The sequence below is a fragment of the Nocardia sp. NPDC049526 genome, assembly GCF_044465765.1.
Classification (GTDB): domain Bacteria; phylum Actinomycetota; class Actinomycetes; order Mycobacteriales; family Mycobacteriaceae; genus Nocardia.
The window spans coordinates 814191-839546 of sequence record NZ_JBITMA010000001.1; the positions used below are offsets into that span (position 1 = coordinate 814191).

Sequence of the window (25356 nt, forward strand, 5' to 3'; positions counted from 1 at the left end):
GCGCGCGCACAACGCGTCACGGATGGAGTCCGTCCGCGTGACGCTCAATGGCAACCGCATCCGCGCCGCCGGTCGCATGATCGGCGGCGAATGCGCCGACCATCCCGCGTTCAGCGCGTCGTATGACCTGGTCACCGACGAGAACGGCGTCACGAAGCGACTGTCCCTGCGCAGCACTACCGCCGCCGGGGAACGCCAGGCCTCGATCGCCAGGGACGAGGAGAACTACTGGCTCGTCGACGCCGGCGGCGGCCACGTCCGCTCCACCTTCGCGGGCGCCCTCGACGTCGACGTCGTACTCAGCCCCTTCTTCAATACCCTCCCCATCCGCCGCTTCGGCCTGCAGAACGGCGTCGACAACATCCAGGTCCCGGTCGTCTACGTACGCCTCCCCGACCTTCTGGTCCAGGAGGCCAGCCTCACCTACAGCAGCGGCGCCACCGGCATCAGCGTGCTTTCTCCCGTCTCCAGCGCCACCGTCACCGTCGACGCCGACGGCTTTCTCCTCGACTACCCGGGTCTCGCCGAGCGCATCTGAGCCAGTGCCTCGCACCTTCATGCGTGAATTGCTGCGGCGCCGCGCACATTTCCACGCACCGCGCACGGATTCGCCGGGCGAATGCGTGGTGCGTGCGGGTCGCTCCCAAGTTTCGTGAGCACCCTGCCGCGTCGGCCCGCTTGCCGTAAACACTCCCGTCCGGGGCTGACGGTGATTCCCAGCGCCGCGCTCGCGAGCGCCGCGATGAGGCCGTCTCCTCGGTATTCGGGCGCTCGCGTTGTGATCAGTCCAGTTTGGTGATCACCCCGCCGCGCCGGCCTGCCTCGCGCAGCGCCTCGAGCCAGTTGTGGTCGCCGGGGCGGACGTCGGCGATCTCCCAGCGCTGCGTGGTTTCGTAGCGTTCGCGGCCGTCGTGCCCGGCTTCGACGAGGTCGACCAGGGTGCCTTCGTCGCGGAGGCTGTCGCGGGCCGCGCCGAGCACGGTGAGCGTCTCCTCCAGCACGTCCAGCAGGGCGGCGGCGTTCGGTTCGCAGATGGCGCGGACCAGGTCGGGGGCGGTGGCGGCGACTCGGGTGCCGTCGCGGAACGAACCCGCGGCCAGTCCGAGCGCCAGATCGCCGCCCGCCGCACCGGCCACCGCCAGCGCCTCGGCCAGGACATGCGGCAGATGGGAGATCCGGGCCACCGCCCGGTCGTGCTCGTCCGCGACCACCGGGGCGACCACCGCACCGCAGGCCAGCGCCAGGCGCACCACCCGAAGCCACGGTTCCGGATGGGTGCCCTCATCCACTCCGACGGCCCACACCGCAGCACGGAACAGGCCGGGATCGGTAGCCGCCCAACCGGATTCGGCGGTACCGGCCATCGGGTGGCCGCCGACATAACGAGCCGCGAGCCCGTGCCTGTGCACCGCCTCGGCCACCGGCGCCTTGACGCTCACCACATCGGTGAGCGAGCAGCGCGGCGCGAAGGTGGCTACTTCGGCGAGGATGTGGTCCACCGCGGGCATCGGCACCGAGACGACGATCAGCGCATCGGTATCGGCGGCCCGGGTCAGCACTTCGAGCAGCTCCCCCGTCACGTCGAATCCGTCCGCCCGCGCGGCCTGCGCACCCGCCTCCGACCTGTTGTAACCCCACGCGTCATAGCCCGCGCCGACCGCGGCGCGCAGCAGCGAACCGCCGATCAAGCCTGTCCCGAGGACACACACCGGTGCTTTCTGGTCAGGAGTCATCGGAACAGATTCGCATACGACTTCAACATTTCGGCTCGAGCCGACTACCGTTGCGGCCATGGCAGCACAGCGCTCGGGCACGAACAAGGCTGCGTCGGATGATTACGACGACGTGGAAGGGTTCGCAGTGGCGGTTGTCCGCGAAGAAGGACAATGGCGGTGTACTCCGCTGAGTCAGGCCGCGCTCACCGATTTGTCCGCGGCGGAAACAGAACTCAAGGCATTGCGCAGTTCCGGCGCGGTGTTCGGATTGCTGGATATCGATGACGAGTTCTTCATCGTGCTCCGGCCCGCGCCGAGCGGTACCCGGATGCTGGTCTCGGATGCGACGGCCGCGATCGACTACGACATCGCCGCCGATGTCCTCGAGGCCCTCAATATCGAAATCCCGGACATCGATCCGGACGAACTCGACGATATCGAGCCGTGGGAGGAGGGCGACCTCGGCGTCCTCGCCGACCTCGGCCTGCCCGAACCCGTGCTCAGCGTGATCCTCGCCGAGACCGATCTCTATCCGGATGAGCAGCTCGGCATGATCGCCCAGCGGCTCGGTTTCGCCAACGAACTCACGGCCGTGCTGGACAAGCTGCCGCGCTGACGTGGGCCTACTCACCGACGACACCGACATGGTCCGCGCGGCGATCTCCGCCGCAGCCGATGCGGGCGATCGCGACGTACCGGTCGGTGCCGTGGTCTTCGCTGCCGACGGGCGCGAGCTCGCGCGCGCGGCGAACGCCAGGGAGGCCCTCGGCGACCCGACCGCGCACGCCGAGATCCTCGCCCTGCGCCGCGCCGCCGCCGTCGTCGGCGACGGTTGGCGCCTGGAGGGGTGCACACTCGCGGTCACTCTGGAGCCGTGCACCATGTGCGCGGGCGCCCTGGTGCTCGCCCGCGTCGGCCGCTTGGTCTTCGGCGCCTGGGAACCGAAAACCGGTGCCGTCGGCTCCCTTTGGGATGTAGTCCGTGACCGCCGTCTCAATCACCGCCCCCAAGTCCGCGGCGGCATCCTCGAAGCCGAATGTGCGGCCCTCCTCGACGCCTTCTTCCACACCCAACGCTGACCCCTCCCACCCCTGCCGCAGCCGATTTAGCGATCCGCCCCCCGTCCGGTATGGTTGTCGGCGGTGGCGTGTCCGAGCGGCCTAAGGAGCACGCCTCGAAAGCGTGTGAGGGGTAACCCCCCTCCGAGGGTTCAAATCCCTCCGCCACCGCCAAAGCCCCTCACCTGTTAGTACAGGTGAGGGGCTTTTTCTTGCCGACTCCTGGTTCAGCGGCGGCTGCCATCCGGACGAGCCTCGCGCAGCTGCTCGCTCAGCGTGATGACGGCAATATTCGTCGCCCATTTGGACATCTCGCGGTGGAGGGCTCGAATGAACCAGGTCGGCCTGGATCCCGGAGTTGCCAGCCCTACGTGCACGGCATCGGAGGCTCGTCGGCAAGCGGCTGCCGGTTCGCCGACACCGGCCGGGGCGCATGCCGATTCCGTGACCTACCCGGTTGCCCACTCTGATGTGAGATGTTCGGGATCGAAACTCGCCGAGCCTCTTTCGAGCGACACCACCGCCGTGGTAGCTGTAATCGCTACTATCGCTATCCGATTCAGCAGTACAAGCACGAGTTCGCGCGTGGGCCCGGCGCACCTTTCCGGCCGGGTCCGCGGGACCGATCGTCTCTAGTTCGCGTCCGGGAAAGCCTGGCGCACACCGATGGTCATCGCTTCGGCTTCGGCCAACCGGCGGCGTTGGACACGCTTCAGCGCCTCCACGACGCTCGCGGTCCGATTGTCGCTGTGCGCATCGACGAACGTGACCACTTCTGGACGTCGGACGGTAATTTGGATCCTCATACCACCCATACCTCGATGGTAATGCGCCTGGCCGCGGAAGATGCTCACTGATCGCGCAACCGATTTCGGTCCGCGCGATGCGGCCGGGTTACTGCTGCGAATCCTGCCGTCGCAGGACAACGGTCTGGCGGTCCAGGTCGACCCCGAGCTGAGATGGCGCACCTTGCGCTTCCTCGTCACGCAGCATCGACACCGAGTCGCGGTGGTCCAGTTCCATCCGCTTCGACCCGTAGAACATGGCGGTGAACTCATCTGTGAAGGTGCCGGATACGGGGTTGCGGCGTTTGCGGCGTTTTCGAGTCAGGGCTTCGTAGAGGGCGACGGCTATCAGCAGTAGGACCCAGCCAGGGATGGACCAGCCCAGGAAATCCGCCATGTGGCATCAACGGAATCCCCGACTGTGGAGTTCCTGGGTAAGTGGGCGGCGGGCGGGTATACGGCGATTAGGTAAGCGCGGGGAGGGTGCGCAGCGATGATGCGGTGCACTACGAGCCGCGCGAGATTGATTCGCGAGAGTTAGATGAGAGAGCCTTATTTTCGATTCGGCAGTCTGCTGGTGCTGATCTGGCTGGTGATCGGCGTCGTTGCCGCGGGGCAGCGGCACTATTTCGACAGCGGTCCGGTCAATTGCGCCGGCTTCGGCACGATTGCGGTGACGGTGATCGCCGGTCCGCTCAACTATATGGGCGTGAACCCGAAGATCTCCGACTGCAATGTGCCCCAACCAAGCCAGTAATGCGTGAGGGCTGAGTTCCGAGGGTTCGGCCACCCTCAGGGCTCAGGGCGTGCTCTGCCGGGCGGCGACATGCCGTGCGGTCGGGCGCGCCCGACCGCGCCCGGCGCGATGCGATAATTCGCTGAAATTCCGTGCGTGCGGTTCGCGGGAGAGATATGGGCGAGATGAAACTTGGCAGCGTGCTGATCGTGATCTGGTTGGTCATCGGCGTTGTCGCCTCGGGGCAGCGGCACTATTTCGACAGCGGTCCGATCAACTGTGCGGGCTTCGGCACGATCGCCCTGACCGTCCTCGCGGGCCCGCTCAACTACATGGGCGTGAACCCGAAGATCGGCGACTGCAATGTCCCGCAACCGAGTCCCTAGATCGGTACCGGCTCCAGATACCGCTGTGGTTCAGGAGCTTTCGTAGAACCGGTGCCGGAAGCGCCCGCCGAGGCGATGATGACGAGGCCGATACCGGCGCACTGAACGAGCGCGAGATCTTCGCCGAGCAAAAGCAGTCCCGCCGCGGCCGCGACCGCCGGTTCCAGACTCATCAGCACACCGAAGGTGGCGGCCGAAATCCGGCGCAGCGCTTCGAGTTCGATGGCGTGCGGCACCAGCGATGAGAGCACCGCGACAACGGCGAGCGCCGCGAGCACCAGGGGATCGAACAGCGCCGGGCTCGCGTTCGCGAAGGCGACGGGTAGCACGAGTAAGCCGCCGAACGCCATTGCGAGCGCCAAACCGTCGTGTCCTGACGTATGCCTCCCGACCACCTCGCTGCACGCGATGTAGGCACCCCACCCCGCGCCCGCGGCAATCGCGAACAGCACGCCGGTCCACGACACCGGACCGCCGGTCTTCACCATCATCAGCACACCCAGCCCGGCCACCACCGTCCACACCAGATCACGCGGGCGACGCGAAGCGATGACCGCAACGGTGAGCGGTCCGAGGAAATCCAGGGCCACCGCCATACCGAGCGGTATGCGTTCGATGGCGGCATAGAAGCACAGATTCATTCCGGCGACGGCGACACCGAGACCGGTGATGCCGGGTAGTGCCGCGCGGTCGACGCGCAGCGAGGGCCGCCACAGCAGCAATGCGATGGCGCCCGCGAAGGCTAGACGCACGCTTGCCGCCGTGCTGGCGCCGATGATCTCGAACAGATACTTGGCCAAGCCCGCACCCAGTTGGATACTGACCATAGCGGCGAGGATGAGGATGGGCGCGGGCACCGCGCGAGCCGCGCGTGGCTGAACCTTCACAGCCCGAAAGCTAGGTGTCCTAAGTAAATGACAATGGACTGGTCGGTTTCTCGAAAACGGTGCTTACCTTGCCGATCGATGCCCGATCTGTGGTGATCGGCACAAGCGCTCATCCGGCCGGAGAGTGATCGTCTCGCGTGCGGGTATCCGAGTTGGTACGCGAGTGCGAAAGGAAGCGATGACGATGCGCGAGCGTGTGACCCGCCCGAGACCAGCGCCTTCCGCTGGTGCGCGACTGTTAGCGATGCTTCTGCTGATCTGGCTGGTCGTCGGCGTTGTCGCCGCTGGTCAGCGCCACAACTTCGACAGCGCCCCGGTCAACTGTGCTGGTTTCGGCACCATTGCCGTGACGGCGCTGGCCGGTCCGCTCAACTATATGGGTGTGAACCCGAAGGTCGAGGAGTGTAACCTCCCGCAGCCTAGCCAGTAATGCCCGGTCTCCCAAAGGAATTCGAGTGTTCATCGGCGAATTCCAGTGGGAGCGTTCCGAATTCGAAATCAGCCGCCCCGCACCGGCTGTCGCACCTGGTCGGGCGGCGAGCCGAAGAGCCGAACCTCGCCGAGTCTGCTGCACTCACAAGATCGAGACGCGGACATCGGACGTCACGAAAACGCTGTCGTCTCGGAACGCACTCGGCCCCGCACCCGAATCCGGGTGCGGGGCCGAGCCGGAAGTTCCGATCAGCTCACGCCGACCGGCACCTGCACCGTCTCCGCGGACCGCTGCTGCAGCTCACGCAGCTTCGCGCCCTCGACGTCGATATTCGGCAGGATCCGATCCAGCCACTTCGGAATCCACCAGGACCATTTGCCCATCAGCACCAGCAGCGATGGGATCACGACCATCCGGACGATGAACGCGTCGATCAATACCCCTGCCGCCAGTGCGAAACCCATCGACTTCGCTGTGATGTCGGTTTCCAGCAGGAAGGAGCCGAACACCGAGATCATGATGATCGCGGCCGCGGTGACGACTCGGGCACCGTGGTGATAACCGGCGATCATCGCATCCTTCGGCGACTTGCCGTCGACGAATTCCTCGCGCATCCGAGTCACCAGGAACACCTGGTAGTCCATGGCCAGACCGAACACCAGACCGATCAGCATGATCGGCAGGAAGCTGACCAGCGGATGCGGATCCTCGATCAGCCCGAGCTTGCCCTGCTGGAAGATCAGCACCGTCGCACCGAAGGTGGCCGCCATGGAGAGCAGGAAGCCGAGCGCCGCGGTCAGCGGCACCAGGATCGAGCGGAATACCAGGATCAGCAGCAGGAATGCGGCACCGGCCACGATCGCCAGATACGGCACGATCTTGCTCAGCAGCACATGGTCGACATCGGCAAAGATCGCCGTGGTGCCGGTGATGCCGTATTCGATGCCGTACTCGGACTGCATCTGCGCTTCGGCATCGCGGGCGTCACTGACCAGATCCTTGGTGGCCTGGTTGTTCGGACCCGACTTCGGCACGCCGTCGAGCAGCGCGCCCGCCTTGTCCGCACCACTCCACTTGGGCTCGGTCACGTAATCCATGCCCGGGTACGACGCGAGCTTGGACCGCAGCGCGTTCACCGCGGCCTCGCGCCGGTCGGCGGGCACATTGGTGAGGTCGACCGCGACATTCAGCACGCCGTTGCTGCCCTCACCGAAGCCCGCGGTGCGCAGCTCGTAGGCCTTGCGGATGGTGGAGGTCTTCGGCTGGCTGTCATCGCCCGGCAGGCCGAGGTTCAGACCGGCGGCGGGTGCGGCGAGTAGACCGAGCACGACCACGCTGAGCAGCAGCGTTACCGCGGGCGCCCTGCCGATCAAACGGCCGACGCGCATGCCGTTGGTGACCGACTTGTCGTCCTCGGGATCGTGCTGGGCCACGATCGGCAGCTTCGGCTTGAACAGGAACCGGCCGAACGCACCGAGCAGCGCCGGCATCAGCGTGATTGCGGTGAGCACCGCGAACGCCGCGGCGATCGCACCACCCAGGCCCATGAACGTCATGAACTGGACGCCGACGATGCTGAGTCCGCCGAGCGCGATGATGACGGTCAGACCGGCGAACACCACCGCCGAACCCGCCGTACCGAGTGCGGTACCGGCCGCCTCCTCCGGTGAATCCTGCACCGCCAGTTCGTGTTTGTAGCGCGACACGATGAACAGCGCGTAGTCGATCGAGAGGGCGATGCCGATCATGGACGCGAGGAAGGTGGTGAAGCTGGGTACCTCGATGATCGAGGTACCGAGGAAGATCAGCGAGGTGGCAGCGCCGAGGCCGACGATCGCGGTGATGATCGGCACGAAGGCGGCGACAATGGCGCCGAAGGCGATGATCATGACGACCAGCGCGATGCCCATGCCGATCTGCTCGGACTTACCGCTCGGTCCCTCGTTCTTCTGCGCGATCGAGCCGCTCATCTCCACCTGCAGCCCGGCATTGCGGGCATCGCTGGCGACGTTGTAGGCCGCTTCGCGCTGCTCGTCGGTGACGTCGGTGAACTTCTTGATGGTGAACGGGACGCTGAAGAACGCGACCGAGTCGGGAGCCGTCTTGCTGAGCACGTTCAGCGGTGCGCCACTGCACTTGGACGGATCCGGGTCGGTAATGCAGCCCGACTTCTCGGCGGCCTCGACCGGATCCATCACCGGCTTGCTGTGGTCGACGATGTCGAGCGTGCCGAGCTTGGCGATGAAGGCCTCCAGCGCCGCCCGGTTCGCCGGATCGGTCAGCTTCTGCCCATCGGGTGCGGCAATGACATAGGTGCCGGTAACGGCGTCGAATTTGAAGGCGTCGGAGGCGCCGGGAAAGTGCTTGTCGAGAATGTCGTTGGCACGGGCGGACGGCAGCGCCGGCATGCTGAAGTCATTGGTCATCGGCTCCTTGAGCTGCGCGCCTAGGCCGCCGAGCAGCAGGAAGAGGACAATCCAGACCGGAAGCACTATCCATTTCCTGCGGAAAGCGAACTTTCCCCATCTATACAGATAAACGGACACGAAAGGGTTCTCCTAGCTGACCTCTTCGAGCGACCTGCAAACAGTCACTACGGATGGCTGGTTACGTGCTGGTTCGTGGCGCGTAGACAAGCACTCGCGGGGATTGCCCTGCCGACCCCCGCCTCCATTGACGCTTTCTGCCTACCGTGCGGTAGGTAGACTACCCAGGAGCTAAGCGGAGGTACAACCTCAATTCTGGTGGCAACGTTAGCTCAGCGCATAAGTGGTGAGAGGATCATCCCATGATTGTTCGTGACGCGGGCGACGCTGTTGTCGCAGGTGGCGGCACAAAAATGGCAATTCGCGACGCTGCGGTAAAGCTGTTCGGGGCCAAGGGTTTCGAACAGACGAGCCTGCGCGAGGTCGCGGATGCGGTAGGAATCACAAAGGCTTCGCTCTACTATCACTACGCCTCGAAGTTAGATCTGTTACTCGCGATCGTCGATCCGATCGTGGATCACTTGCGCTCGGTGATCGAGGATATCGATGCGGTCCCGCATGACGAGGAGGGCGTGCGTGCTGTGTTGCGCGCCTATTTGCGCGGCATGATCCGCCACCGCGACGCGGGTGCGCTGTGCGTCCGCGACACCGTCGCGATCATCAATGTCATGGCCGACCGGTATCCGGACATGCTGGATTCCACTCGGGTGCTGCGCGAATGGCTCGCCGGACCCGGCGCAGACGATGTCGCCAAGCTGCGCGCCAGTGCGGCACTGGAAGTGCTCGGGGTCGCGCTGTTGTCCACCGAACTCGTGCCCGGCGTGGAGGATTCCGTGGTGGAACGCACACTTCTGGACGCGGCCACCTGTGTGCTGACCGGATGCCATACCGCGTAGATTCGTTCGAACACAGAAGAGGCCAGGGAGTAGCCGCCGTGCACATCAGCGCGAGGGTCGATTACGCGGTGCGGACCCTATTGGAGATCGCCCGCGCGCCGCAGATCCACCGAGCGTCGGATCGGGTCGCCGTGCAGGTTGCCCCGGTGGTGAAGGCCGAGGCGATTTCGACCGCGCAGCATATTCCGCCCAAGGTGCTCGAGACCGTACTCGCCGAATTGCGCAGAGCTGATCTGGTGACCAGTAGACGCGGCCCGGACGGCGGCTATTGGCTGGCCCGCCCGGCCGCGCAGATCTCCATCGCCGATGTGATCCGCGCGATCGAGGGCCCGCTGGCCTCGGTGCGCGGCGAGCGTCCGGAGGATGTGCGGTATCCGGGTGCGGCCGAACCGTTGCAGCGGGTGTGGATCGCGCTGCGGGTGAATATTCGTGCGGTGCTGGAGAATGTCTCCATCGACGATATCGCGCAGGACCGGCTGCCCGGATTCATCGGGACACTCACCGAGGATCCCGGTGCCTGGGCCCGACGATAATTCGAATCGGAGCACACCGGGCGAAAGCCTCGCGCGCGAACATCGCTGCTGGTCAGGAATGTTCGCGACGGACCGCGCGGATTGCCGGTAGCCTCCTTTTCATCATGCTGATCAGACTGCTTCGCACTCATCTGGCCCCCTACCGGGCCCAATTGGCGGGCGTCGTCGGCCTACAACTCATCTCGGTCATCGCGATGCTGTACCTGCCGACCCTGAACGCCGACCTGATCGATAACGGTGTCACCAAGGGCGATATCGGCTACATCTGGACCACCGGTCTGTGGATGCTCGCCGTCACCGGCGTGCAGATCATCGCCTCGGCCTGCTCGGTCTACCTCGGCGCGCAGGCCGCGATGGGCGCGGGTCGGGATCTGCGCGGCGCGGTGCTGCACCGGGTCGGCACCTTCTCCGCGCGCGAGGTCGGCATGTTCGGCGCGCCATCGCTTATCACCCGAAATACCAACGATATCCAGCAGGTTCAGCTGCTGATCGTGATGTCGGCCACCATCCTGGTGATGGCGCCGATCATGTGTATCGGCGGCATCTTCATGGCGCTGCGCGAAGACCTCGGTCTGTCCTGGCTGCTGCTCATCGCGGTGCCCGCACTTGCCATTTCGATGGGTGTCATCGTGGTGAGGATGGTGCCCGGCTTCCGCGATATGCAGCACCGGATCGATGAGGTCAACCGGGTGCTGCGCGAGCAGATCACCGGTATCCGGGTGGTGCGCGCGTTCGTGCGCGAACGGCAGGAGACCTGGCGCTTCGGCGTGGCCAACACCGAACTCACCGAATCCTCGCTGCGGGTCGGGCGGCTGATGGCGCTGATGTTCCCGCTGGTGATGCTGATCAGCAATATCACTGCCGTCGCGGTGATCTGGTTCGGCGGACATCTGATCAACGACGACAAAATGCAGATCGGCTCGCTCACCGCGATGCTGTCCTACATCATGCAGATCCTGATGGCCGTCATGATGGCCTCGTTCCTGGCCATGATGGCGCCGCGCGCGGCCGTCTCGGCCGACCGGATCGGTGAGGTGCTCGAGACCGAGACCTCGGTACTGCCGCCGCGGCTGCCGCAGCCGTTCAAGGGCGATCCGGCGCAGGTAGATGTGCAATTCGCCGAATTCGCCTTTCCCGGTGCGGAGAAGCCGGTGCTGTCCGCGATCCGGTTCCAGGTCGAGCCGGGTACGACCACGGCGATCGTCGGCTCCACCGGCGCGGGCAAGACGACACTGCTCAATCTGATTCCCCGGCTCATCGATGTGACCGATGGCGCGGTCTACGTCGGCGGCACCGATGTCCGTCACATCGACCTCGAAGTGCTGCGCGAACAGATCGGACTGGTGCCGCAGAAGGCATATCTGTTCTCCGGCACCATCGCAGGCAATCTGCGCTACGGCAATCCCGACGCCACCGACGAGGAACTGTGGCGATGTCTGGAGATCGCCCAGGCCGCCGACTTCGTGCGCGATATGCCGCAGGGTTTGCAGACGCCGGTCGCGCAGGGCGGCACCACTGTTTCGGGTGGGCAGCGTCAGCGGTTGGCCATCGCGCGGGCGCTGGTGAAGAAGCCGCGGGTCTATCTGTTCGACGATTCGTTCTCCGCGCTGGATGTCGCCACCGATGCCCGACTTCGCGAGGCATTGCGGCCGGAGACCAGGGCTGCCTCGGTAATTATTGTGGCGCAACGGGTTACCACCATCCGCGATGCCGATCAGATCGTGGTGCTCGAGGACGGCGTGATGGCCGGGATCGGCACCCATGAGCAGTTGATGCGCGATTGCGCGGAATATCAGGAGATCGTCGCCTCGCAGCTCGGCGCCGATGAGGCCGTCGTGCTCGCCAAGCGCAACGTATCGCCGCCCGATGCGAGCGGTGACGGGTATCGGACCCGGCGGGAGGAGATCCGATGAGACCCGGAGCGGTGAATCCCGGTGCGCCGGATGCGAAAGCGAAATCGTTCGGTCCGTCGCTGCAGCGGCTGTTGCGCAGGCTGGCGCCCGAGCGCGTCTACGTCGGCGTGATCGTCGCGCTCGCGATCATCTCGGTGGTGCTGAATACGCTCGGCCCTTACATCCTCGGCAAGGCCACCAACGTGGTATTCGATGGTGTCGTCGGCCGCCGATTGCCCAGTGGCATCACCAAAGAAGAGGCGATCCAGCGCCTGCGGGCCGCGGGCAACAACACCCTCGCCGACATGCTCGGCGCGATGGATGTCACCCCGGGTGTCGGTGTGGATTTCGGTGCGGTCGGCCGGGTGCTGATGCTGGTGCTGCTGCTCTACATCGGTGCCGCGGTCTTCAGCTGGCTCCAGTCCTTCCTGCTCAACATCGTCATCAACCGCACGGTGAAGCGGCTGCGCAGCGATGTCGAGGACAAGATCCATCGACTTCCGTTGCGCTACTTCGATTCCACACCGCGCGGTGACCTGCTCAGCCGTGTCACCAATGACGTCGACAATGTGTCGCAGACCCTGCAGCAGACCATGAGCCAGCTGATCCTTTCGCTGTTCTCGGTGGTCGGCATCCTGATCATGATGTTCTGGATTTCGCCGCTGCTCGCGTTGATCGCCCTGCTCACCGTGCCCGCCGCGATCGTGGTCACCACACAGATCGCCAAACGCTCCAAGCCGCACTTCGTGAACCAGTGGAAGTACACCGGCATGGTGAACGCTCAGGTCGAGGAGGCCTTCACCGGGCACGAGGTGGTCACCGCATTCGGCCGCAACCGTGAGGTCGGTCAGGAATTCGATAAGCGCAATAACGATCTCTACGAGTCGAGTTTCAAGGCGCAGTTCATCTCCGGGCTGATCATGCCCGCGATCATGTTCCTCGGGAATGTGAACTTCGTGCTGGTGGCGCTGGTCGGCGGCCTGCGAGTGGCGACCGGCAATCTGTCGCTCGGTGAGGTGCAGGCCTTCATCCAGTACTCCCGGCAGTTCAGCCAGCCGCTGACCCAGATCGGCGCGATGGCCAACCTGCTGCAATCCGGTGTCGCGTCGGCCGAGCGGATCTTCGAGATCCTCGATGCCGAGGAGCAGTCGGCGGATCCGGTCATGGAGAACACCCGTCCGGTCGATCGCGGCCGGGTCGAGTTCGAGGCGGTGTCGTTCCGCTACGAACCGGAGACGCCGGTCATCGAGCGGCTGTCGCTGGTCGCCGAACCGGGGCATGTGGTCGCGATCGTCGGTCCGACCGGTGCGGGCAAGACCACCCTGGTGAATCTGCTGCTGCGGTTCTACGAACTCGATGCGGGCACCATCACCATCGACGGCGTCGATATCACCGAGATCACCCGCGATCACCTGCGCTCCAGGATCGGCATGGTGCTGCAGGACACCTGGTTGTTCAAGGGCACCATCCGGGAGAACATCGCCTACGGCAATCCGAATGCGAGCGAGGCGGATATTCTCGAGGCCGCCCGCGCCGCCTATGTCGACCGCTTCGTACACGCGCTGCCGCACGGTTACGACACGGTCATCGACGAGGAGGGCTCGGGCGTCAGCGCTGGTGAGAAGCAGCTGATCACCATTGCCCGCGCCTTCCTGGCCAAGCCGTCCATCCTGGTCTTGGACGAGGCGACGAGTTCGGTCGACACCCGCACCGAGGCGCTGGTCCAGCATGCGACAGCGGCCCTGCGCCGGGACCGCACCAGCTTCGTCATCGCCCACCGCCTGTCCACCATCCGTGACGCCGACCTGATCGTCGTCATGGAGGCGGGCCGCATTGTCGAACACGGCAACCACGAGCGCCTCCTCGAAGAACGCGGCGCCTACTACCGCCTCTACAATTCCCAGTTCGCTGCGGCCGCCGCCGAGGCCTGACCCGCGGCGTCACATAGCGGGCAGCTATCGCGCATAACGTGTGTGTTGTGCGCGATGCCTGCTGGCTGTGCGACAGCATGATGCGGGGCACTGCGGCGTTCCTGAGAGGATGTACGGCGTGGCTGATCCTGGAGCTTTCTCGTTCACCGTCGGTACCCGTATCCCGGGGCGACACGGTCGAACGGGCGTGATCAGCACACCGCACGGTGATATCGCGACGCCCGCATTCATTCCGGTCGGCACCAAGGCGACGGTGAAAGCGGTGCTGCCGGAGACCATGAAGGAACTCGGCGCGCAGGCGCTGCTGGCGAATGCCTACCACCTGTACCTGCAGCCGGGCCCGGACATCGTCGATGAGGCGGGCGGGCTGAGCAAATTCATGAACTGGCCCGGCCCGACCTTCACCGACAGCGGCGGCTTCCAGGTGATGTCGCTGGGTGTCGGCTTCAAGAAGGTGCTGGCCATGGAAGCGGTCGACATCCGAAGCGATGACGTGATCGCCAAAGGCAAAGAGCGCTTGGCCACCGTCGACGATGACGGCGTCACCTTCCGCTCGCATCTCGACGGCTCGAAACACCGGTTCACCCCGGAGGTTTCGATGGGCATCCAGCATCAACTCGGCGCGGACATCATGTTCGCCTTCGACGAGCTGACCACCCTGCTGAATACCCGTGCTTACCAGGAGAAGTCGCTGCAGCGCACGCACGAATGGGCGCAGCGCTGCATCGACGAGCACGAACGGCTGACCGCCGCGCGCACGCGTCGCCCGTATCAGGCGCTGTTCGCGGTGATCCAGGGCGCACAGTACGAAGACCTGCGGCGCAAGGCCTGTCGGGAACTCGAATCGCTGCGCGGCAGTGCCGGAACGGGTTTCGACGGTTACGGCATCGGCGGCGCACTGGAGAAACACAATCTCGGCACCATCGTCGGCTGGTGCTGTGACGAACTGCCCGAGGACAAGCCGCGGCATATGCTCGGCATCAGCGAACCGGAGGACATCTTCGTCGCGGTGGAGAACGGTGCGGACACCTTCGACTGTGTGAACCCGTCCCGGGTCGCGCGCAATGCGGCGATCTATGTCGCCGAGGGCCGATTCAATATCAATACCGCCAGATTCCGTCGCGACTTCACCCCGATCGACGACACCTGCGACTGCTATACCTGCGCGAACTACACCCGGGCCTATATCCATCACCTGTTCAAGGCCAAGGAGATGCTGGCCTCGACGCTGTGCACAATTCACAACGAGCGCTACACGATTCGGCTCGTCGACCGGATTCGCGAGAGCATCGAGGGCGGTTGCTTCGACGAGTACAAGGCCGAAACATTAGGGCGCTGGAGGGGGCGCGTCCAGACCCCGTGACTCCGAGGTCCGGACGCGCACAATAACTTTCAGCTCAGGAGCGCGGGAGTTTCGCGTGGTGCGTAGCTCGGCTCGTGCTTCTTCAGGAAGGCGATCACGCGATAGGTGATCGGCAGCACGATGACCTCGGCGAGCGTCTTCCAGACGAAGCCGACGATCACGTAGTTCACGAACTGTCCCCAGCTGTCGATGCCGATGGCGGTGGCCGCGATCGAGCAGAAGATCAGCGTGTCACCGAATTCGCCGACGATCGTGGAGCCGATCAGCCGCGCCCACAGGTGCTTCTCCTTGGTTTTCTCCTTGATCAATACCAGCGAGGCCGAATTCAGCATCTCGCCGACGAAGTACCCGGCCAGGCCCGCGGCGACCAGCTGCGGGGTGGTGCCGATGACGGATCGGAAGGCTTCCTGATTGTCGTAGAAGGTCGCGGCGGGCAGCTCGATGGCGATCTTGAAGCAGACGACCGCGAGCAGCAGGATGGCGAAGCCGTAGTAGATGGCCCGGCGGGCGGCCTTGAAGCCGTACACCTCGCTGAGGACGTCGCCGATGATGTAGGCCAGGGGGAACAGGAACCACGCACCGTCGGTGGAGATCGGCAGGATCTCGATGGGGCCCAGCTTCACCGAATGATCGGTGAAGAATTGAACGCCTTTGGTTGCGCAGATATTCGAGATGATCAGCGTCGCGGTGAACAGGGCGACGACGGGGGTGTAGTAGCCCCGCGCGGCGACGGCGAATGCCGCGTGGGCCGCCGCGGGGCCCCCAGATTCTGGGTGTTCTTCGACTGTTTTGGACTCACTCACGCGCTTCATCCAACCAGGTTGTGGAATAGGCTGTAGCAATGACGAATCCCGGCGATTCCGACGAATGGTGGAAACAGTACGGCGGCGAAGGCGTGTCGCCGGAGGCTGGCTCCCAGGGGTCGGTACCGCAGTACCCCTCGGCACCGCAGTACCCTTCCGCGCCGCAGTACCCGCAGCAGCCGGCCCCGACGCCGCCACCTCAGCCGCAGTCGCAGTACCCGAGCTACCCGCAGCAGCCGGTCGCCGGCGCGCAGCAGCCGTACCCGCAGACCCCGGGCTATCCGGGCGCGTATCAGCCGTACGGCTATCCGCAGCAGGCCCAGGGCACTAATGGACTCGCAATCGGTTCGCTGGTCGCCTCGGTGGTCGGGCTGTGCACCTGCATCGGTTCGATCGTCGGGATCGTGCTCGGTGTCATCGCGCTCAACCAGATCAAGGAGCGCGGACAGGAGGGCCGCGGCCTGGCGCTGGCCGGTATCTGGGTCGGCGCGGGCGGCATCGTGCTCGCCATCGTCTACGTGATTCTCAACGTCGCGCTCTCGACGACATAAGACTTGAAAACATCAGGGGCGCTCCCGATTTCGGGAGCGCCCCTGAGCTGTACCGCGGGTCTGCGATCAGGCCTTGACGACCTGGGTGCCGCCGGCGAACTTGTCGTGCCAGCCCTGCTTGTTCGGGTCCTGCGAGGTGGTGATGATCATGTAGATGATCAGGCCGAGCTCGGCGAGGCCACCGATGCACGGAATGATGCCGAGGGCGACATAGAGGTTGCGCTTCAGCGAGACCTCCGGGGTGATCTTCGCCGCGCCGCCGGGGGCGACGACCTTGAGGCCCACGATCTTCTTGCCGAGGGTGGTGCCCTGCGAGGTCTCCATGCCGACGAAGTACCCGAGCAACGCGATCGCGCCCACCAGACCGGTCACGATCTGTCCGCCGAGTCCGGAGCCCAGGATGAGCAAGATGATGACGTAGACCGGGATGCTGACGATCAGGTGATCGATGACGCGGGCGCCGATGCGGGCTCCGATATCACCGGGCTGTCCGCCGTATCCGTATCCCGGCTGCTCGCCATAGGGCTGCTGGGGGTAGGGCTGCTGCTGGCCGTAGGGATCCTGCGGCTGCTGTCCGTATTGCGGCTGCTGTCCGTATTGCGGCTGCTGACCGTACTGCGGCTGCTGACCGTACTGGGGCTGCTGTCCGTACTGCGGCGGCTGCTGCTGGCCGTATTGGGGCTGTCCACCCTGCGGGTACTGCTGGCCGCCTGGGTATTGTTGCCCGCCTTGCGGATATTGGTTGGGGTCGTACCCACCGCTTGTCATATGTGTGTCCTCGTCAGTGATCAGTAGATCGGTCGATTGCGTACGTTACGGACATCGCGCGGGTTGCAACAACCCATTCTCATCGAGTATCCACGGTTCCTGGGTCAGATCGGCCGGGTCGAACCCGTCGAGTAGTTCGGCGGGCGAAACCGGGGGATAGCCCAGGGAACTGGCCAGTGCGGCCGCGACCCGATCGGGTGTGTTGCCGAGGGCGAGCTGATCGCCGAGTGTCACCGCCCCGTCCCGTTTGGCCAGTCGCTTGCCCGCGGCATTCAGCACCAGTGGCACATGTGCGTAGTGCGGAACCGGAAGGTCGAGCAGCGTCGCGAGATAGGCCTGGCGTGGCGTCGACGGGAGCAGATCGTCACCGCGGACTACCTGATCGATGCCCTGCTCCGCATCGTCGACGACGACGGCCAGGTTGTACGCCGGGATTCCGTCGCCGCGGCGCAGTACGACATCGTCGACGGGGCCGCGGTAGCGCCCGTGCAATTCATCGGTGATTTCGAATTCGCCCGCGTGCGCACGCAATCGCAGAGCGGCCGGACGTCCGTCGGTGCGATGCGCGGCCCGCTCGGCTTCGGTCAGATCCCGGCAGGTGCCCGGATAGTGGCCGAGCGGTCCGTGCGGTGCGGTCGCGGCTTGCTGGATTTCCCTTCGGGTGCAATAGCACTCGTAGGTGAGCCCGGCCGCCGTCAGCCGATCGATGGCCGCTCGATAGTGCGGCAGCCGGTCGCTCTGCCGGACCACGGGACCGTCCCAATCCAGGCCGATCGCGGCGAGATCCGTCAGTTGGCGCTGTTCGGCGCCCGGCCGGACGCGATCCAGATCGTCGATCCGGAGCACGAAGCGGCGTCCGGTCGATCGCGCGAACAACCAGGCCAGCACCGCGGTGCGCAGATTTCCGATGTGCAGATCGCCGGACGGGCTCGGGGCGTACCTGCCTGCTGGATTTCTGATTACTGGCACGTTTGCCATGCTAGGGGCTCCGGCGCGGGTCACCGGATCAGCAGCTGCGGCTTGAGCCGGTCTTCGGGAATCGAGGTTCCGCTGTCGAGGGCGGCCAGCAGGTCCTCGGCGTGCGCGATGAGACCCGCGCGGTCGATTCCGTATGGCACAGCTGTGTTTCGGTCGGTGTCCGGATCGGCCTCGTAGGCGCGCAGCCGGGTCACCGCTCGGGTGAGCAGGGTGCGCGCGCCCTTCGGATTCGCGCGCTGGATGTGGGTCAGGCCGACCGCATATTGCGCCAGACCCTGCCACAGCATCCTTTCGGCGAACGGCCCGTTCTTCCATGCGGCCTCCAATACCTCGTGTGCGTTGAATGCCAGGCCGTCATCCAGCAGTTGCTGAGCGTAGGAAAGAGTTTGCTGGGGCGGCAGATTCAGATCGTCCGGAATTCGCGGCACGCCGACGCTGCCAACCGGCAGCGGCCGCCCGAACCGGTCACGTGGGCGGGGATTTCGTGCGCGACCTGCCTCGTCGCGCGGGCGTTCGACCATGCTGCCCATCATCCACGGATGGCGTCGAAGGCGTCCACCCGAGTTGGTTCGATCATGATTAATTGACGGATCACGGAGCAATCACGTCCCAAAAAGTTTGCTGCCCAGCAAACATAGAAATGAATGTCATCTTCCGGCAATGTTCCCGCAACTCTTCATCTTCGCAAGATTGGCAAATGCGAGCATTGAATGGGCAAGAGATCGGCAAATTCTCAAGGAACCTGCTACTGTTTACCGCGCGGGGGCGACCCCGCGAGGTGAATTCACCTCGAAGTGCAGTGCGATCACGACGCACCGTGAAAGTCGCGCGCTTTGGCAAGGCGCACCGCGGGATTCGGCGTTCCGCGCCGGATGCCGGTGCTAGTTAGAACGATGTCAGAAGAATAATCTCGTTCTCGACGCAGCAAAGGAGCTAGTGCCGTGGAAGTTGACTTGACGGGCGCTGTGTGGCGTAAGAGCACATACAGCGGCCCCGACGGGAACTGCGTGGAAGTCGCATTTCTCGTCGACGGCAACGTGGCGGTCCGCGACACCAAAGACAACGGCTACGGTCCGTTGTTGGCGTTTACGCCCGGCGAGTGGAACGCGTTCCTAAACGGAATGTCAGAGGGGGAGTTCGGACGCGCCTGAACAAACAGGTACGTCCGAGCCAACAGCACGGGCCCCGGGTCGGCACGGACTCGGGGCCTTCGCAGGTACTCAGCAGCCTTTCTCAGTGGCGCTGGCCGTCGGTCTGCTCCTGAGCTGCGCGTAATACAGCGAGCTGCCTACGCTCTTCCTCATGCTCGGCCGCCATATGGGCGCGGGACTCCTGCCACGGATCGGGCCGGAAGAATCCGCCGGTGCCCGGCTTGCCCGCCGAACCCAGCTGGTTCATCTTCTTCGGCACCGTCGCGCCCTGATAGGCCAACGGAATCGGATGACCGTGCTCGTCGACCGGACCGAGCGGCTGATGGATCTCGATGTACTCGCCGTGCGGCAGCCGCCTGATAATGCCGGTCTCGATGCCGTGCTCCAGCACCGCACGGTCGCTGCGCTGCAGGCCCAGGCAGATGCGGTAAGCGGCGAAGTAGGCAACCGCGGGCAGGGTCAGAATGCCGATCCGGCCGACCCAGGTGGTCGCGTTCAGTGAGACGTCGAATTTGTAAGCGATGATGTCGTTCACGCAGGACAGCGTCAGCACCACGTAGAAAGTGATCGCCATGGCACCGATCGCGGTGCGCACCGGCACGTCACGCGGGCGCTGCAGCAGGTTGTGGTGTGCGGTGTCCTTGGTCAGGCGCCGTTCGATCCACGGATAGGCGATCAGCACGGTGAAGACCAAGCCCATGATCATCGCACCCCAGAACGGTGCGGGCACGGTATAGCGGCCCGGATACAGCTCCCAGGGCGGGATCAGGCGCATCATGCCGTCTGTCCACATCATGTAGAAGTCCGGCTGGGTGCCCGCCGATACCTTGGCCGGGCTGTAGGGCCCGAAGGCCCAGATCGGGTTGATCTGCAGCAGGCCGCCCATAAGTGCGACGACACCGAGGGTGAACGCGAAGAACGCGCCCTGATCCAGGGAGAACACCGGCACGATGCGGGTGCCGATCACATTGCGTTCGGTGCGGCCGGGCCCCGGGAACTGGGTGTGCTTCTGATACCAGACCAGCGCGATATGCGCGGCGATCAGCGCGAGCATGATGCCGGGGAACAGCAGCACGTGCGCGATGAACAGGCGCGGAAGGATGATCTCGCCCGGATAGTCGCCGCCGAACATCAACCAGTGCATCCAGGTGCCGATGAGCGGAATACCGAGCGTGATGGAGGAGAACGCCGCCCGCAGGCCGGTGCCCGAGAGCAGGTCATCGGGCAGCGAGTAGCCGAAGTACCCCTCGAACATGGCCAGGATCAGCAGTAGCGAGCCGAGCACCCAGTTTGCTTCGCGCGGCTTGCGGAACGCGCCGGTGAAGAAGATCCGGAACAGGTGCACGATGATCGAGGCCGCGAAAAGTAGTGCGGCCCAATGGTGGACCTGGCGCACGAACAAACCGCCGCGGACCTCGAAGGAGATATTCAGCGCCGTCTCGTAGGCGCGGGTCATGGACACTCCGCGCAGTGGCTGGTAGGCGCCGTTGTAGGTGACCTCGGCCATCGATGGGTCGAAGTACAGCGTCAGATAGGTACCGGACAGCACCAGGATGATGAAGCTGTAGAGCGCGATCTCGCCGAGTAAGAACGACCAGTGGGTCGGAAAAACCTTGTTGATCGACCGTTTGATGAATCTCGCGGCCTGATATCGCTCGTCGAAGGAGTTGGCTTGTTCGCCTGCCTTACGACTTATGTCAATAGCCATGGCCGACACCCCGCTCTGGTGAGTGGTGGTACGTGTTCTACTACAGACGGTAGCAGGGGATCGACCAGGAATCGATAGGTTTCCCTGAACCGCAATGTGGAACAAGATCATTCAGTTTCGCGGGAGCCAGCCGATACCGCCGGTGACCGGTGTCATATCGTCGAGTCGTGAGTATGGTGGCCGCCCAGGACGCGACGATGTACTGGCTGTCGGGCCGTACCCGAAATGACCTTTTCATGCTGTATTGCTTCGACGATTCCGGGCGTTCCGGTGCGCAACTGCGCGAGTTCGTCGCGCGCCGCAGTGCGGAGATTGCCGACCTGTCGGTGCGGCTGCGCGAGCTGCCCGGAGATCTCGACTATCCGGCATGGGTTCGGTGTGAATTCCGTGCCGAGCAATTTGTGGAACATATCCTTCCGGAACCGGATTGGCCCAGTGTGTGTGAGGTGCTCGGCAAACTGCTCGGTACCGGGGTGGACGCTGCGGCGCGGCCGTGGCGGTTGCATGTGTTTCGCGGGGTCGTCGGTGCGCCAGGGGGTGCTGGACCGGCGATGGTGGTTGTGCTGCAGATGTCGCATGCGTTGGCGGATGGGCGGCGGGGTGCGGAGATCGCCAGGGGGTTGTTTTCCGAGGTCGCCGAGTCCGCGCTGGTTGCCTCGGTCATCGGTGCCGCGCCGGTTGCTCGGGCTCTGGGTGGAAGGTCCGCCGGCTTCGGTCGACGCCTCGGTGCGGCAGCGGTCGAGGCGGCGCCGGTGAATCCCATACATGTGAATTCGGTGCTGGCGCTGCTTCGGATGCCGATCCAGTTCGCGCGCACGGCGATTCGTGGCTATCAGGCATTCCGCGCGCAGCAGGAATTGGCCGAATTGACCACGGCGGGAAGGCTTCCGGGGCCGGGGCCCGCGTTCACGCCGAGTCTGGTGAACCGGAGCGATTCGACAGATGGGCACGCCCACCAGGTGCGGATGATCGTCTGCGATGCCGAACGGCTGCGCATTCCGGGTTGCACCGTGACCGTGGTCGCGCTGACTGCCGTGTCGATCGCACTCGATCGCTACCTCACCGCGCGAGGTGAACGAGCGGACCGTCTGGGCGCGCAAGTGCCGATGGCCTTGTCCGACAATCGGATAGCGGCTCGCAATAACTACCGAAGTCTCGGCGTCGACCTGTTCATCGACGAACCGGACCCACCGGCCCGCGCGAACAAGATCGCCGCAGTCCTCGCCGATCGCCGAACCCGCGCCCAGCATCCACTGCTCACCGCACAGGACCGCGTCACCGCCGTCACCCCCGCCCCACTACTACGCCGCGACATCGAGCGCTACCCGCTCGACACTGTCCCCGACTCCATCGCCGGACACACCGTGGTCTCCAGCGTCCACCGCGGCCCCGCCGACCTGACGTTCGGCGGCGCACCCGTCCGCTTCACCGGCGGCTTCCCCGCAATCGGCTCGGTCATGCACCTGACCCACGGCGTACACGGCCTCGGCGACACCGTCACCGTCTCGATCCACGCCGACGCCGCCGCACTACCGGACATCGATACCTACACCGGCCTGGTACGCGATGCGCTGAACGAGATATTCGACTGTGCCATAGCAGAATTGGGAGAGCCCGAAACTTCAACCGGGTGATTCACCGCAGACCGATGCAGTACTTCTACTCATGTCCGAATGACATCGACATGTTCGAATACATTGAACGCCTGCACATTCGGGCGGAGACAGCTGCGGCGGCAATTGAGCGGGGGCGCAACCATGACCACATCACCAACCGACTCCACGTCGGCCGGCCAGTGGATCGCACGCCTCATCGCGATCGTGCTCCTGATCCCACTGCGCCTGGTGTGGGAGGGCATCGAACTGCTCGGCCGCATCACCGCCGCCGCCCTGACCTACATCTGGAACCACCTACTCGACCCGATCTGCCGCCTCATCTGGCACTGATTGTTCCGCCCCGCCTGGGCCTTCGTCAAGGACGTCCTCTGGGGCTGGCTCCTGCACTACGTCCTCTGGGGCCTGGTCCTCACCCCACTAGCCGCCTTCGCCCTCGACTACTTCCTGCGCCCGCTCCGCCGCGCAATCGAGGCCTTCCTCTGGCGCCGAATCTTGCGCCCCGCCTTGACCTGGCTCACGAAAAACATCCTGCTCCCGATCGCCGCCATCACCCTGCGGGTCCTGTACCTGGCGTGCAAATACCTGATCGCCTGGCCCGCCTACCAACTCTGGCACTGGATCCTGCACCCCCTGTGGCGGCTACTTCGCACCGCCCTGATCTACGGCTGGCTCGGCGCAACCGCCATCGTCGGCGCACTCGTGGTAACTCCCTGCCGCGCCGTCTACCGCACAGTTCTGCGCCCCATGTGCACAGCCCTGGCCGCCGCTTGGCGCACCACGGTCGTCCGCCCGACCCGCTGGACCTACCTGAATGTCATTCAGCCGATGAACAAATGGGCCACCCAGATCATGACCACGGTTTTCGGCAACTGATCCGGTCGCCGATTGCTTCAGCCCCACGGAACGCGATGTGGGTCTACACGAGTTTCCGTATCGCGTTCGGTGAATTCCTTGGCCACTCCGGCCGCGTGCCGGGCTCGGGCCTGGTGGCAAGGCGTCCCGGGCCCACATCAGCTGGTCGGAATCCATGTGGGCACCGGGAGATTCATCTGAGTGGAATGCATTACCGGGCGTCGGCGAGAACCCATCGGCCATCCGGCCACTCGTAGCAACGCAGTTTCGACGGGTTGGAGTATGTACTCCGCTTCATTTCGCACTCTTCCCGAGCTTGGAACAAGGTGCCGGGCGGCTGCTCGGTCAACTCCGGGCCGAATGTCCGAGCCGCCGTTTGCGCGACCGCGGGGCCGGCCATCGCGGAGATCCCGAGAGCAAGCCCGACAATCGATAAGGTCGCGGCGGTGGCGGTAGTCCGGAAGCGCATGATTTCTCTCCTCGAGTGCGGTGGCGGGGCGACCCGCGCGTATTCGTGCGAACGCCGCAGGGTGTAGCGCTCGATCAGCAATGTTGCTCGTCTTGTGTGGGACCGGTCCCGGACTTTTCTGCTCGACGCTTCGGGTCCGTTCGCTTCGACGGACCGATCTCGAAAGTTCTTGTCTTGCTGAGTGTTCTGGCTTGAATGCTCAGTTCAAGGATCCCGCGAGGTGCTACTGCCGGTTCGGCGCGAGCGTGTCCGGGAAACCGAACATCGCGACCAGCGCTGGATCGTGGAGTGCGATCACGCGGGAGACGCCGGTAGTAGTTGGGGCCAGCACCACGATGCCGTTTGCCCGGAACGTGCTGTCCGCGTCCCGGAAGTACACGACGGCGGTCGGCTGGCCGTTGGCTGTAGTAGCGATCATCTGCCAGTCACCGGGTGTGCCGAGCACATACGCGTCGAGCATGTGGATGCACCTCACCCGGCCTGCGTACCACTCGCGGAATGGCGTCGCCTCCAGCGTGGCGTCCGTGCGCAGCACTTGCGCCAGCAGACCGGCGTCGGAACGCTCGAAGGCTGCGATGTAGCCGTCGAGCAGTGCACGCGCCCGCTGGTCGGTCGGTTCGAGCAGTTTCTCGGGCTCCGGATCCAGTTCGTCCAGCCGGGCGCGGGCGCGCTGCAGACCGCTCTTGACCGCGGCTGTAGTGGTGCCGAGGATCTCCGCGGTTTCGGGCGCGGAGAACGCCAGCACCTCGCGCAGGATGAGGATCGCGCGCTGGCGGGCGGGCAGGTGCTGCAGGCTGGCGATGAGTGCCAGCCGTAGCGATTCGCGCGCGATCACCGCCGCGGCCGGATCGTCGGCGGCCGGGGCGACCCACCCGTCCGGCAACGGTTCCAGCCACGAGACCTCGCCCGGCGCAACGTGACTCGGCTGGCGATCCGGTCCGTCGTAGGGCCCTGTCAGGCCCGAGGGCAGCACCCGGATCCGGCGCGGCTGCAACGCCGTCAGGCAGACATTGGTGGCGATCTTGTAGAGCCAGGACCGAATCGACGCGCGGCCCTCGAAGCCTGCGTAGGAACGCCATGCCCGAAGATATGTTTCCTGTACCAGGTCCTCCGCGTCGTGGGCCGAGCCGACCATGCGGTAGCAGTGCGCCAGCAGTTCCCGGCGGAACCGCTCGGTTTCGGCGGCGAACCGGTCCTGGTTCGCCGCCTCCGGCACATGCGCCGTCATGTCGCGAGTGTAGGCCGCGGCCAGTCGGCCGGATGCGCGATGCAATCCCACGGGCTGCTCCTTGTCCGGACCGGTCCCGCCAGTCGGGACCGTCGCCGATTACGACCGGGATGCTGTTGCGAAGGAATCGA

General features: G+C 64.9%; 27 protein-coding genes and 1 tRNA gene. 17 read left to right on the forward strand and 11 right to left on the reverse strand.

Annotation, left to right across the window (positions count from 1 at the left end):
- Nucleotides 1-22: 22 nt before the first annotated feature.
- Complete coding sequence (locus ACIBW7_RS03565) at nt 23-538, forward strand: putative glycolipid-binding domain-containing protein (RefSeq protein ID WP_040685928.1); 516 nt, start codon at nt 23-25, stop codon at nt 536-538.
- A gap of 244 nt (nt 539-782) precedes the next feature.
- On the opposite strand, the gene ACIBW7_RS03570 is transcribed toward ACIBW7_RS03565, so the two are convergent.
- Complete coding sequence (locus ACIBW7_RS03570; RefSeq protein ID WP_397043670.1) at nt 783-1733, reverse strand: prephenate dehydrogenase; 951 nt, start codon at nt 1731-1733, stop codon at nt 783-785.
- A gap of 58 nt (nt 1734-1791) precedes the next feature.
- Here ACIBW7_RS03570 and ACIBW7_RS03575 point away from each other — a divergent pair, with 58 nt between their 5' ends.
- The 3 genes from ACIBW7_RS03575 to ACIBW7_RS03585 all read left to right on the forward strand — a co-directional run bounded on the left by ACIBW7_RS03575 (nt 1792) and on the right by ACIBW7_RS03585 (nt 2947).
- Entirely contained in the window at nt 1792-2331 is a 540-nt protein-coding gene (locus tag ACIBW7_RS03575; protein ID WP_397043672.1) for a tRNA adenosine deaminase-associated protein, read from the forward strand.
- Nucleotides 2332-2359: 28 nt separating this feature from the next.
- Nucleotides 2360-2794: a nucleoside deaminase gene (locus tag ACIBW7_RS03580; RefSeq protein WP_397044179.1), complete on the forward strand. Its 435-nt coding sequence runs from the start codon at nt 2360-2362 to the stop codon at nt 2792-2794.
- Nucleotides 2795-2856: 62 nt separating this feature from the next.
- Nucleotides 2857-2947, forward strand: a tRNA-Ser gene (locus tag ACIBW7_RS03585).
- Nucleotides 2948-3405: 458 nt separating this feature from the next.
- Here the strand turns inward: ACIBW7_RS03585 and ACIBW7_RS03590 are convergent.
- Together ACIBW7_RS03590 and ACIBW7_RS03595 are read right to left on the reverse strand one after the other, a co-directional pair.
- Nucleotides 3406-3579, reverse strand: coding sequence for a hypothetical protein (locus ACIBW7_RS03590; protein ID WP_397043674.1), 174 nt, complete (start codon nt 3577-3579; stop codon nt 3406-3408).
- 88 nt (nt 3580-3667) lie between these two features.
- The gene (locus ACIBW7_RS03595) at nt 3668-3955 is read right to left on the reverse strand and encodes a DUF6191 domain-containing protein (protein ID WP_397043676.1); all 288 of its coding nucleotides are present in this window, start codon (nt 3953-3955) and stop codon (nt 3668-3670) included.
- A gap of 144 nt (nt 3956-4099) precedes the next feature.
- On the opposite strand from ACIBW7_RS03595, the gene ACIBW7_RS03600 reads away from it, so the two are divergent.
- Together ACIBW7_RS03600 and ACIBW7_RS03605 are read left to right on the forward strand one after the other, a co-directional pair.
- Nucleotides 4100-4315: a hypothetical protein gene (locus ACIBW7_RS03600; RefSeq protein WP_063047047.1), complete on the forward strand. Its 216-nt coding sequence runs from the start codon at nt 4100-4102 to the stop codon at nt 4313-4315.
- A gap of 164 nt (nt 4316-4479) precedes the next feature.
- The gene (locus ACIBW7_RS03605) at nt 4480-4680 is read left to right on the forward strand and encodes a hypothetical protein (protein WP_397044181.1); all 201 of its coding nucleotides are present in this window, start codon (nt 4480-4482) and stop codon (nt 4678-4680) included.
- Here ACIBW7_RS03605 and ACIBW7_RS03610 read toward each other — a convergent pair.
- The gene (locus ACIBW7_RS03610) at nt 4677-5567 is read right to left on the reverse strand and encodes an EamA family transporter (protein WP_397043678.1); all 891 of its coding nucleotides are present in this window, start codon (nt 5565-5567) and stop codon (nt 4677-4679) included. The two genes, ACIBW7_RS03605 and ACIBW7_RS03610, sit on opposite strands and share 4 nt — an antisense overlap.
- Before the next feature lie 244 nt (nt 5568-5811).
- Between ACIBW7_RS03610 and ACIBW7_RS03615 the strand changes: the two genes are divergently transcribed.
- The gene (locus ACIBW7_RS03615; protein WP_397044183.1) at nt 5812-5997 is read left to right on the forward strand and encodes a hypothetical protein; all 186 of its coding nucleotides are present in this window, start codon (nt 5812-5814) and stop codon (nt 5995-5997) included.
- A gap of 251 nt (nt 5998-6248) precedes the next feature.
- Here the strand turns inward: ACIBW7_RS03615 and ACIBW7_RS03620 are convergent, their stop codons facing one another.
- Complete coding sequence (locus tag ACIBW7_RS03620; RefSeq protein ID WP_397043680.1) at nt 6249-8546, reverse strand: MMPL family transporter; 2298 nt, start codon at nt 8544-8546, stop codon at nt 6249-6251.
- Between the two features lie 242 nt (nt 8547-8788).
- Here ACIBW7_RS03620 and ACIBW7_RS03625 point away from each other — a divergent pair, with 242 nt between their 5' ends.
- From ACIBW7_RS03625 to tgt, 5 genes are all read left to right on the forward strand, one after another.
- Nucleotides 8789-9382, forward strand: coding sequence for a TetR/AcrR family transcriptional regulator (locus tag ACIBW7_RS03625; protein ID WP_364479936.1), 594 nt, complete (start codon nt 8789-8791; stop codon nt 9380-9382).
- A 38-nt stretch (nt 9383-9420) separates the two neighbouring features.
- The gene (locus ACIBW7_RS03630; RefSeq protein WP_329414363.1) at nt 9421-9915 is read left to right on the forward strand and encodes an Rrf2 family transcriptional regulator; all 495 of its coding nucleotides are present in this window, start codon (nt 9421-9423) and stop codon (nt 9913-9915) included.
- A gap of 104 nt (nt 9916-10019) precedes the next feature.
- Nucleotides 10020-11828, forward strand: coding sequence for an ABC transporter ATP-binding protein (locus ACIBW7_RS03635; protein ID WP_397043683.1), 1809 nt, complete (start codon nt 10020-10022; stop codon nt 11826-11828).
- A complete protein-coding gene (locus ACIBW7_RS03640) occupies nt 11825-13738 on the forward strand; it encodes an ABC transporter ATP-binding protein (RefSeq protein ID WP_397043686.1) in 1914 nt (637 codons plus the stop codon). Before ACIBW7_RS03635 ends, ACIBW7_RS03640 begins: the two co-directional genes overlap by 4 nt.
- Before the next feature lie 109 nt (nt 13739-13847).
- Complete coding sequence (gene tgt / locus ACIBW7_RS03645) at nt 13848-15101, forward strand: tRNA guanosine(34) transglycosylase Tgt (RefSeq protein ID WP_397043688.1); 1254 nt, start codon at nt 13848-13850, stop codon at nt 15099-15101.
- 29 nt (nt 15102-15130) lie between these two features.
- Here tgt and ACIBW7_RS03650 read toward each other — a convergent pair whose 3' ends face one another.
- Nucleotides 15131-15913: a queuosine precursor transporter gene (locus ACIBW7_RS03650; protein ID WP_040685938.1), complete on the reverse strand. Its 783-nt coding sequence runs from the start codon at nt 15911-15913 to the stop codon at nt 15131-15133.
- Nucleotides 15914-15942: 29 nt separating this feature from the next.
- Between ACIBW7_RS03650 and ACIBW7_RS03655 the strand changes: the two genes are divergently transcribed.
- Nucleotides 15943-16455 carry a DUF4190 domain-containing protein gene (locus tag ACIBW7_RS03655; RefSeq protein WP_397043690.1) on the forward strand — a complete coding sequence of 171 codons (513 nt, stop codon included), beginning with the start codon at nt 15943-15945 and terminating at the stop codon, nt 16453-16455.
- Between the two features lie 66 nt (nt 16456-16521).
- Here the strand turns inward: ACIBW7_RS03655 and ACIBW7_RS03660 are convergent, their stop codons facing one another.
- Genes ACIBW7_RS03660 through ACIBW7_RS03670 form a run of 3 tightly spaced genes read right to left on the reverse strand, consistent with a single transcriptional unit; the run spans nt 16522 to nt 18722 of the window.
- Nucleotides 16522-17223 (reverse strand): RDD family protein, encoded by a 702-nt coding sequence (locus tag ACIBW7_RS03660; RefSeq protein ID WP_397043692.1) that lies wholly within the window; start codon nt 17221-17223, stop codon nt 16522-16524.
- A gap of 45 nt (nt 17224-17268) precedes the next feature.
- Entirely contained in the window at nt 17269-18201 is a 933-nt protein-coding gene (gluQRS, locus tag ACIBW7_RS03665) for a tRNA glutamyl-Q(34) synthetase GluQRS (RefSeq protein ID WP_397043694.1), read from the reverse strand.
- A gap of 20 nt (nt 18202-18221) precedes the next feature.
- The gene (locus ACIBW7_RS03670; protein WP_397043696.1) at nt 18222-18722 is read right to left on the reverse strand and encodes a DUF309 domain-containing protein; all 501 of its coding nucleotides are present in this window, start codon (nt 18720-18722) and stop codon (nt 18222-18224) included.
- Nucleotides 18723-19142: 420 nt separating this feature from the next.
- Between ACIBW7_RS03670 and ACIBW7_RS03675 the strand changes: the two genes are divergently transcribed.
- Nucleotides 19143-19352 (forward strand): DUF397 domain-containing protein, encoded by a 210-nt coding sequence (locus ACIBW7_RS03675; protein ID WP_397043697.1) that lies wholly within the window; start codon nt 19143-19145, stop codon nt 19350-19352.
- 82 nt (nt 19353-19434) lie between these two features.
- On the opposite strand, the gene ACIBW7_RS03680 is transcribed toward ACIBW7_RS03675, so the two are convergent.
- Nucleotides 19435-21060: a cytochrome bc complex cytochrome b subunit gene (locus ACIBW7_RS03680; protein WP_397043699.1), complete on the reverse strand. Its 1626-nt coding sequence runs from the start codon at nt 21058-21060 to the stop codon at nt 19435-19437.
- Between the two features lie 173 nt (nt 21061-21233).
- On the opposite strand from ACIBW7_RS03680, the gene ACIBW7_RS03685 reads away from it, so the two are divergent.
- The 3 genes from ACIBW7_RS03685 to ACIBW7_RS03695 all read left to right on the forward strand — a co-directional run bounded on the left by ACIBW7_RS03685 (nt 21234) and on the right by ACIBW7_RS03695 (nt 23549).
- The gene (locus tag ACIBW7_RS03685; RefSeq protein WP_397044185.1) at nt 21234-22694 is read left to right on the forward strand and encodes a wax ester/triacylglycerol synthase domain-containing protein; all 1461 of its coding nucleotides are present in this window, start codon (nt 21234-21236) and stop codon (nt 22692-22694) included.
- A gap of 123 nt (nt 22695-22817) precedes the next feature.
- The gene (locus tag ACIBW7_RS03690; protein WP_397043701.1) at nt 22818-23006 is read left to right on the forward strand and encodes a hypothetical protein; all 189 of its coding nucleotides are present in this window, start codon (nt 22818-22820) and stop codon (nt 23004-23006) included.
- Nucleotides 23007-23549 carry a hypothetical protein gene (locus ACIBW7_RS03695; protein ID WP_397043702.1) on the forward strand — a complete coding sequence of 181 codons (543 nt, stop codon included), beginning with the start codon at nt 23007-23009 and terminating at the stop codon, nt 23547-23549. It begins immediately after the preceding gene.
- A gap of 671 nt (nt 23550-24220) precedes the next feature.
- Here ACIBW7_RS03695 and ACIBW7_RS03700 read toward each other — a convergent pair.
- Complete coding sequence (locus ACIBW7_RS03700) at nt 24221-25225, reverse strand: RNA polymerase subunit sigma-70 (RefSeq protein ID WP_397044187.1); 1005 nt, start codon at nt 25223-25225, stop codon at nt 24221-24223.
- Between the last annotated feature and the right edge of the window lie 131 nt (nt 25226-25356).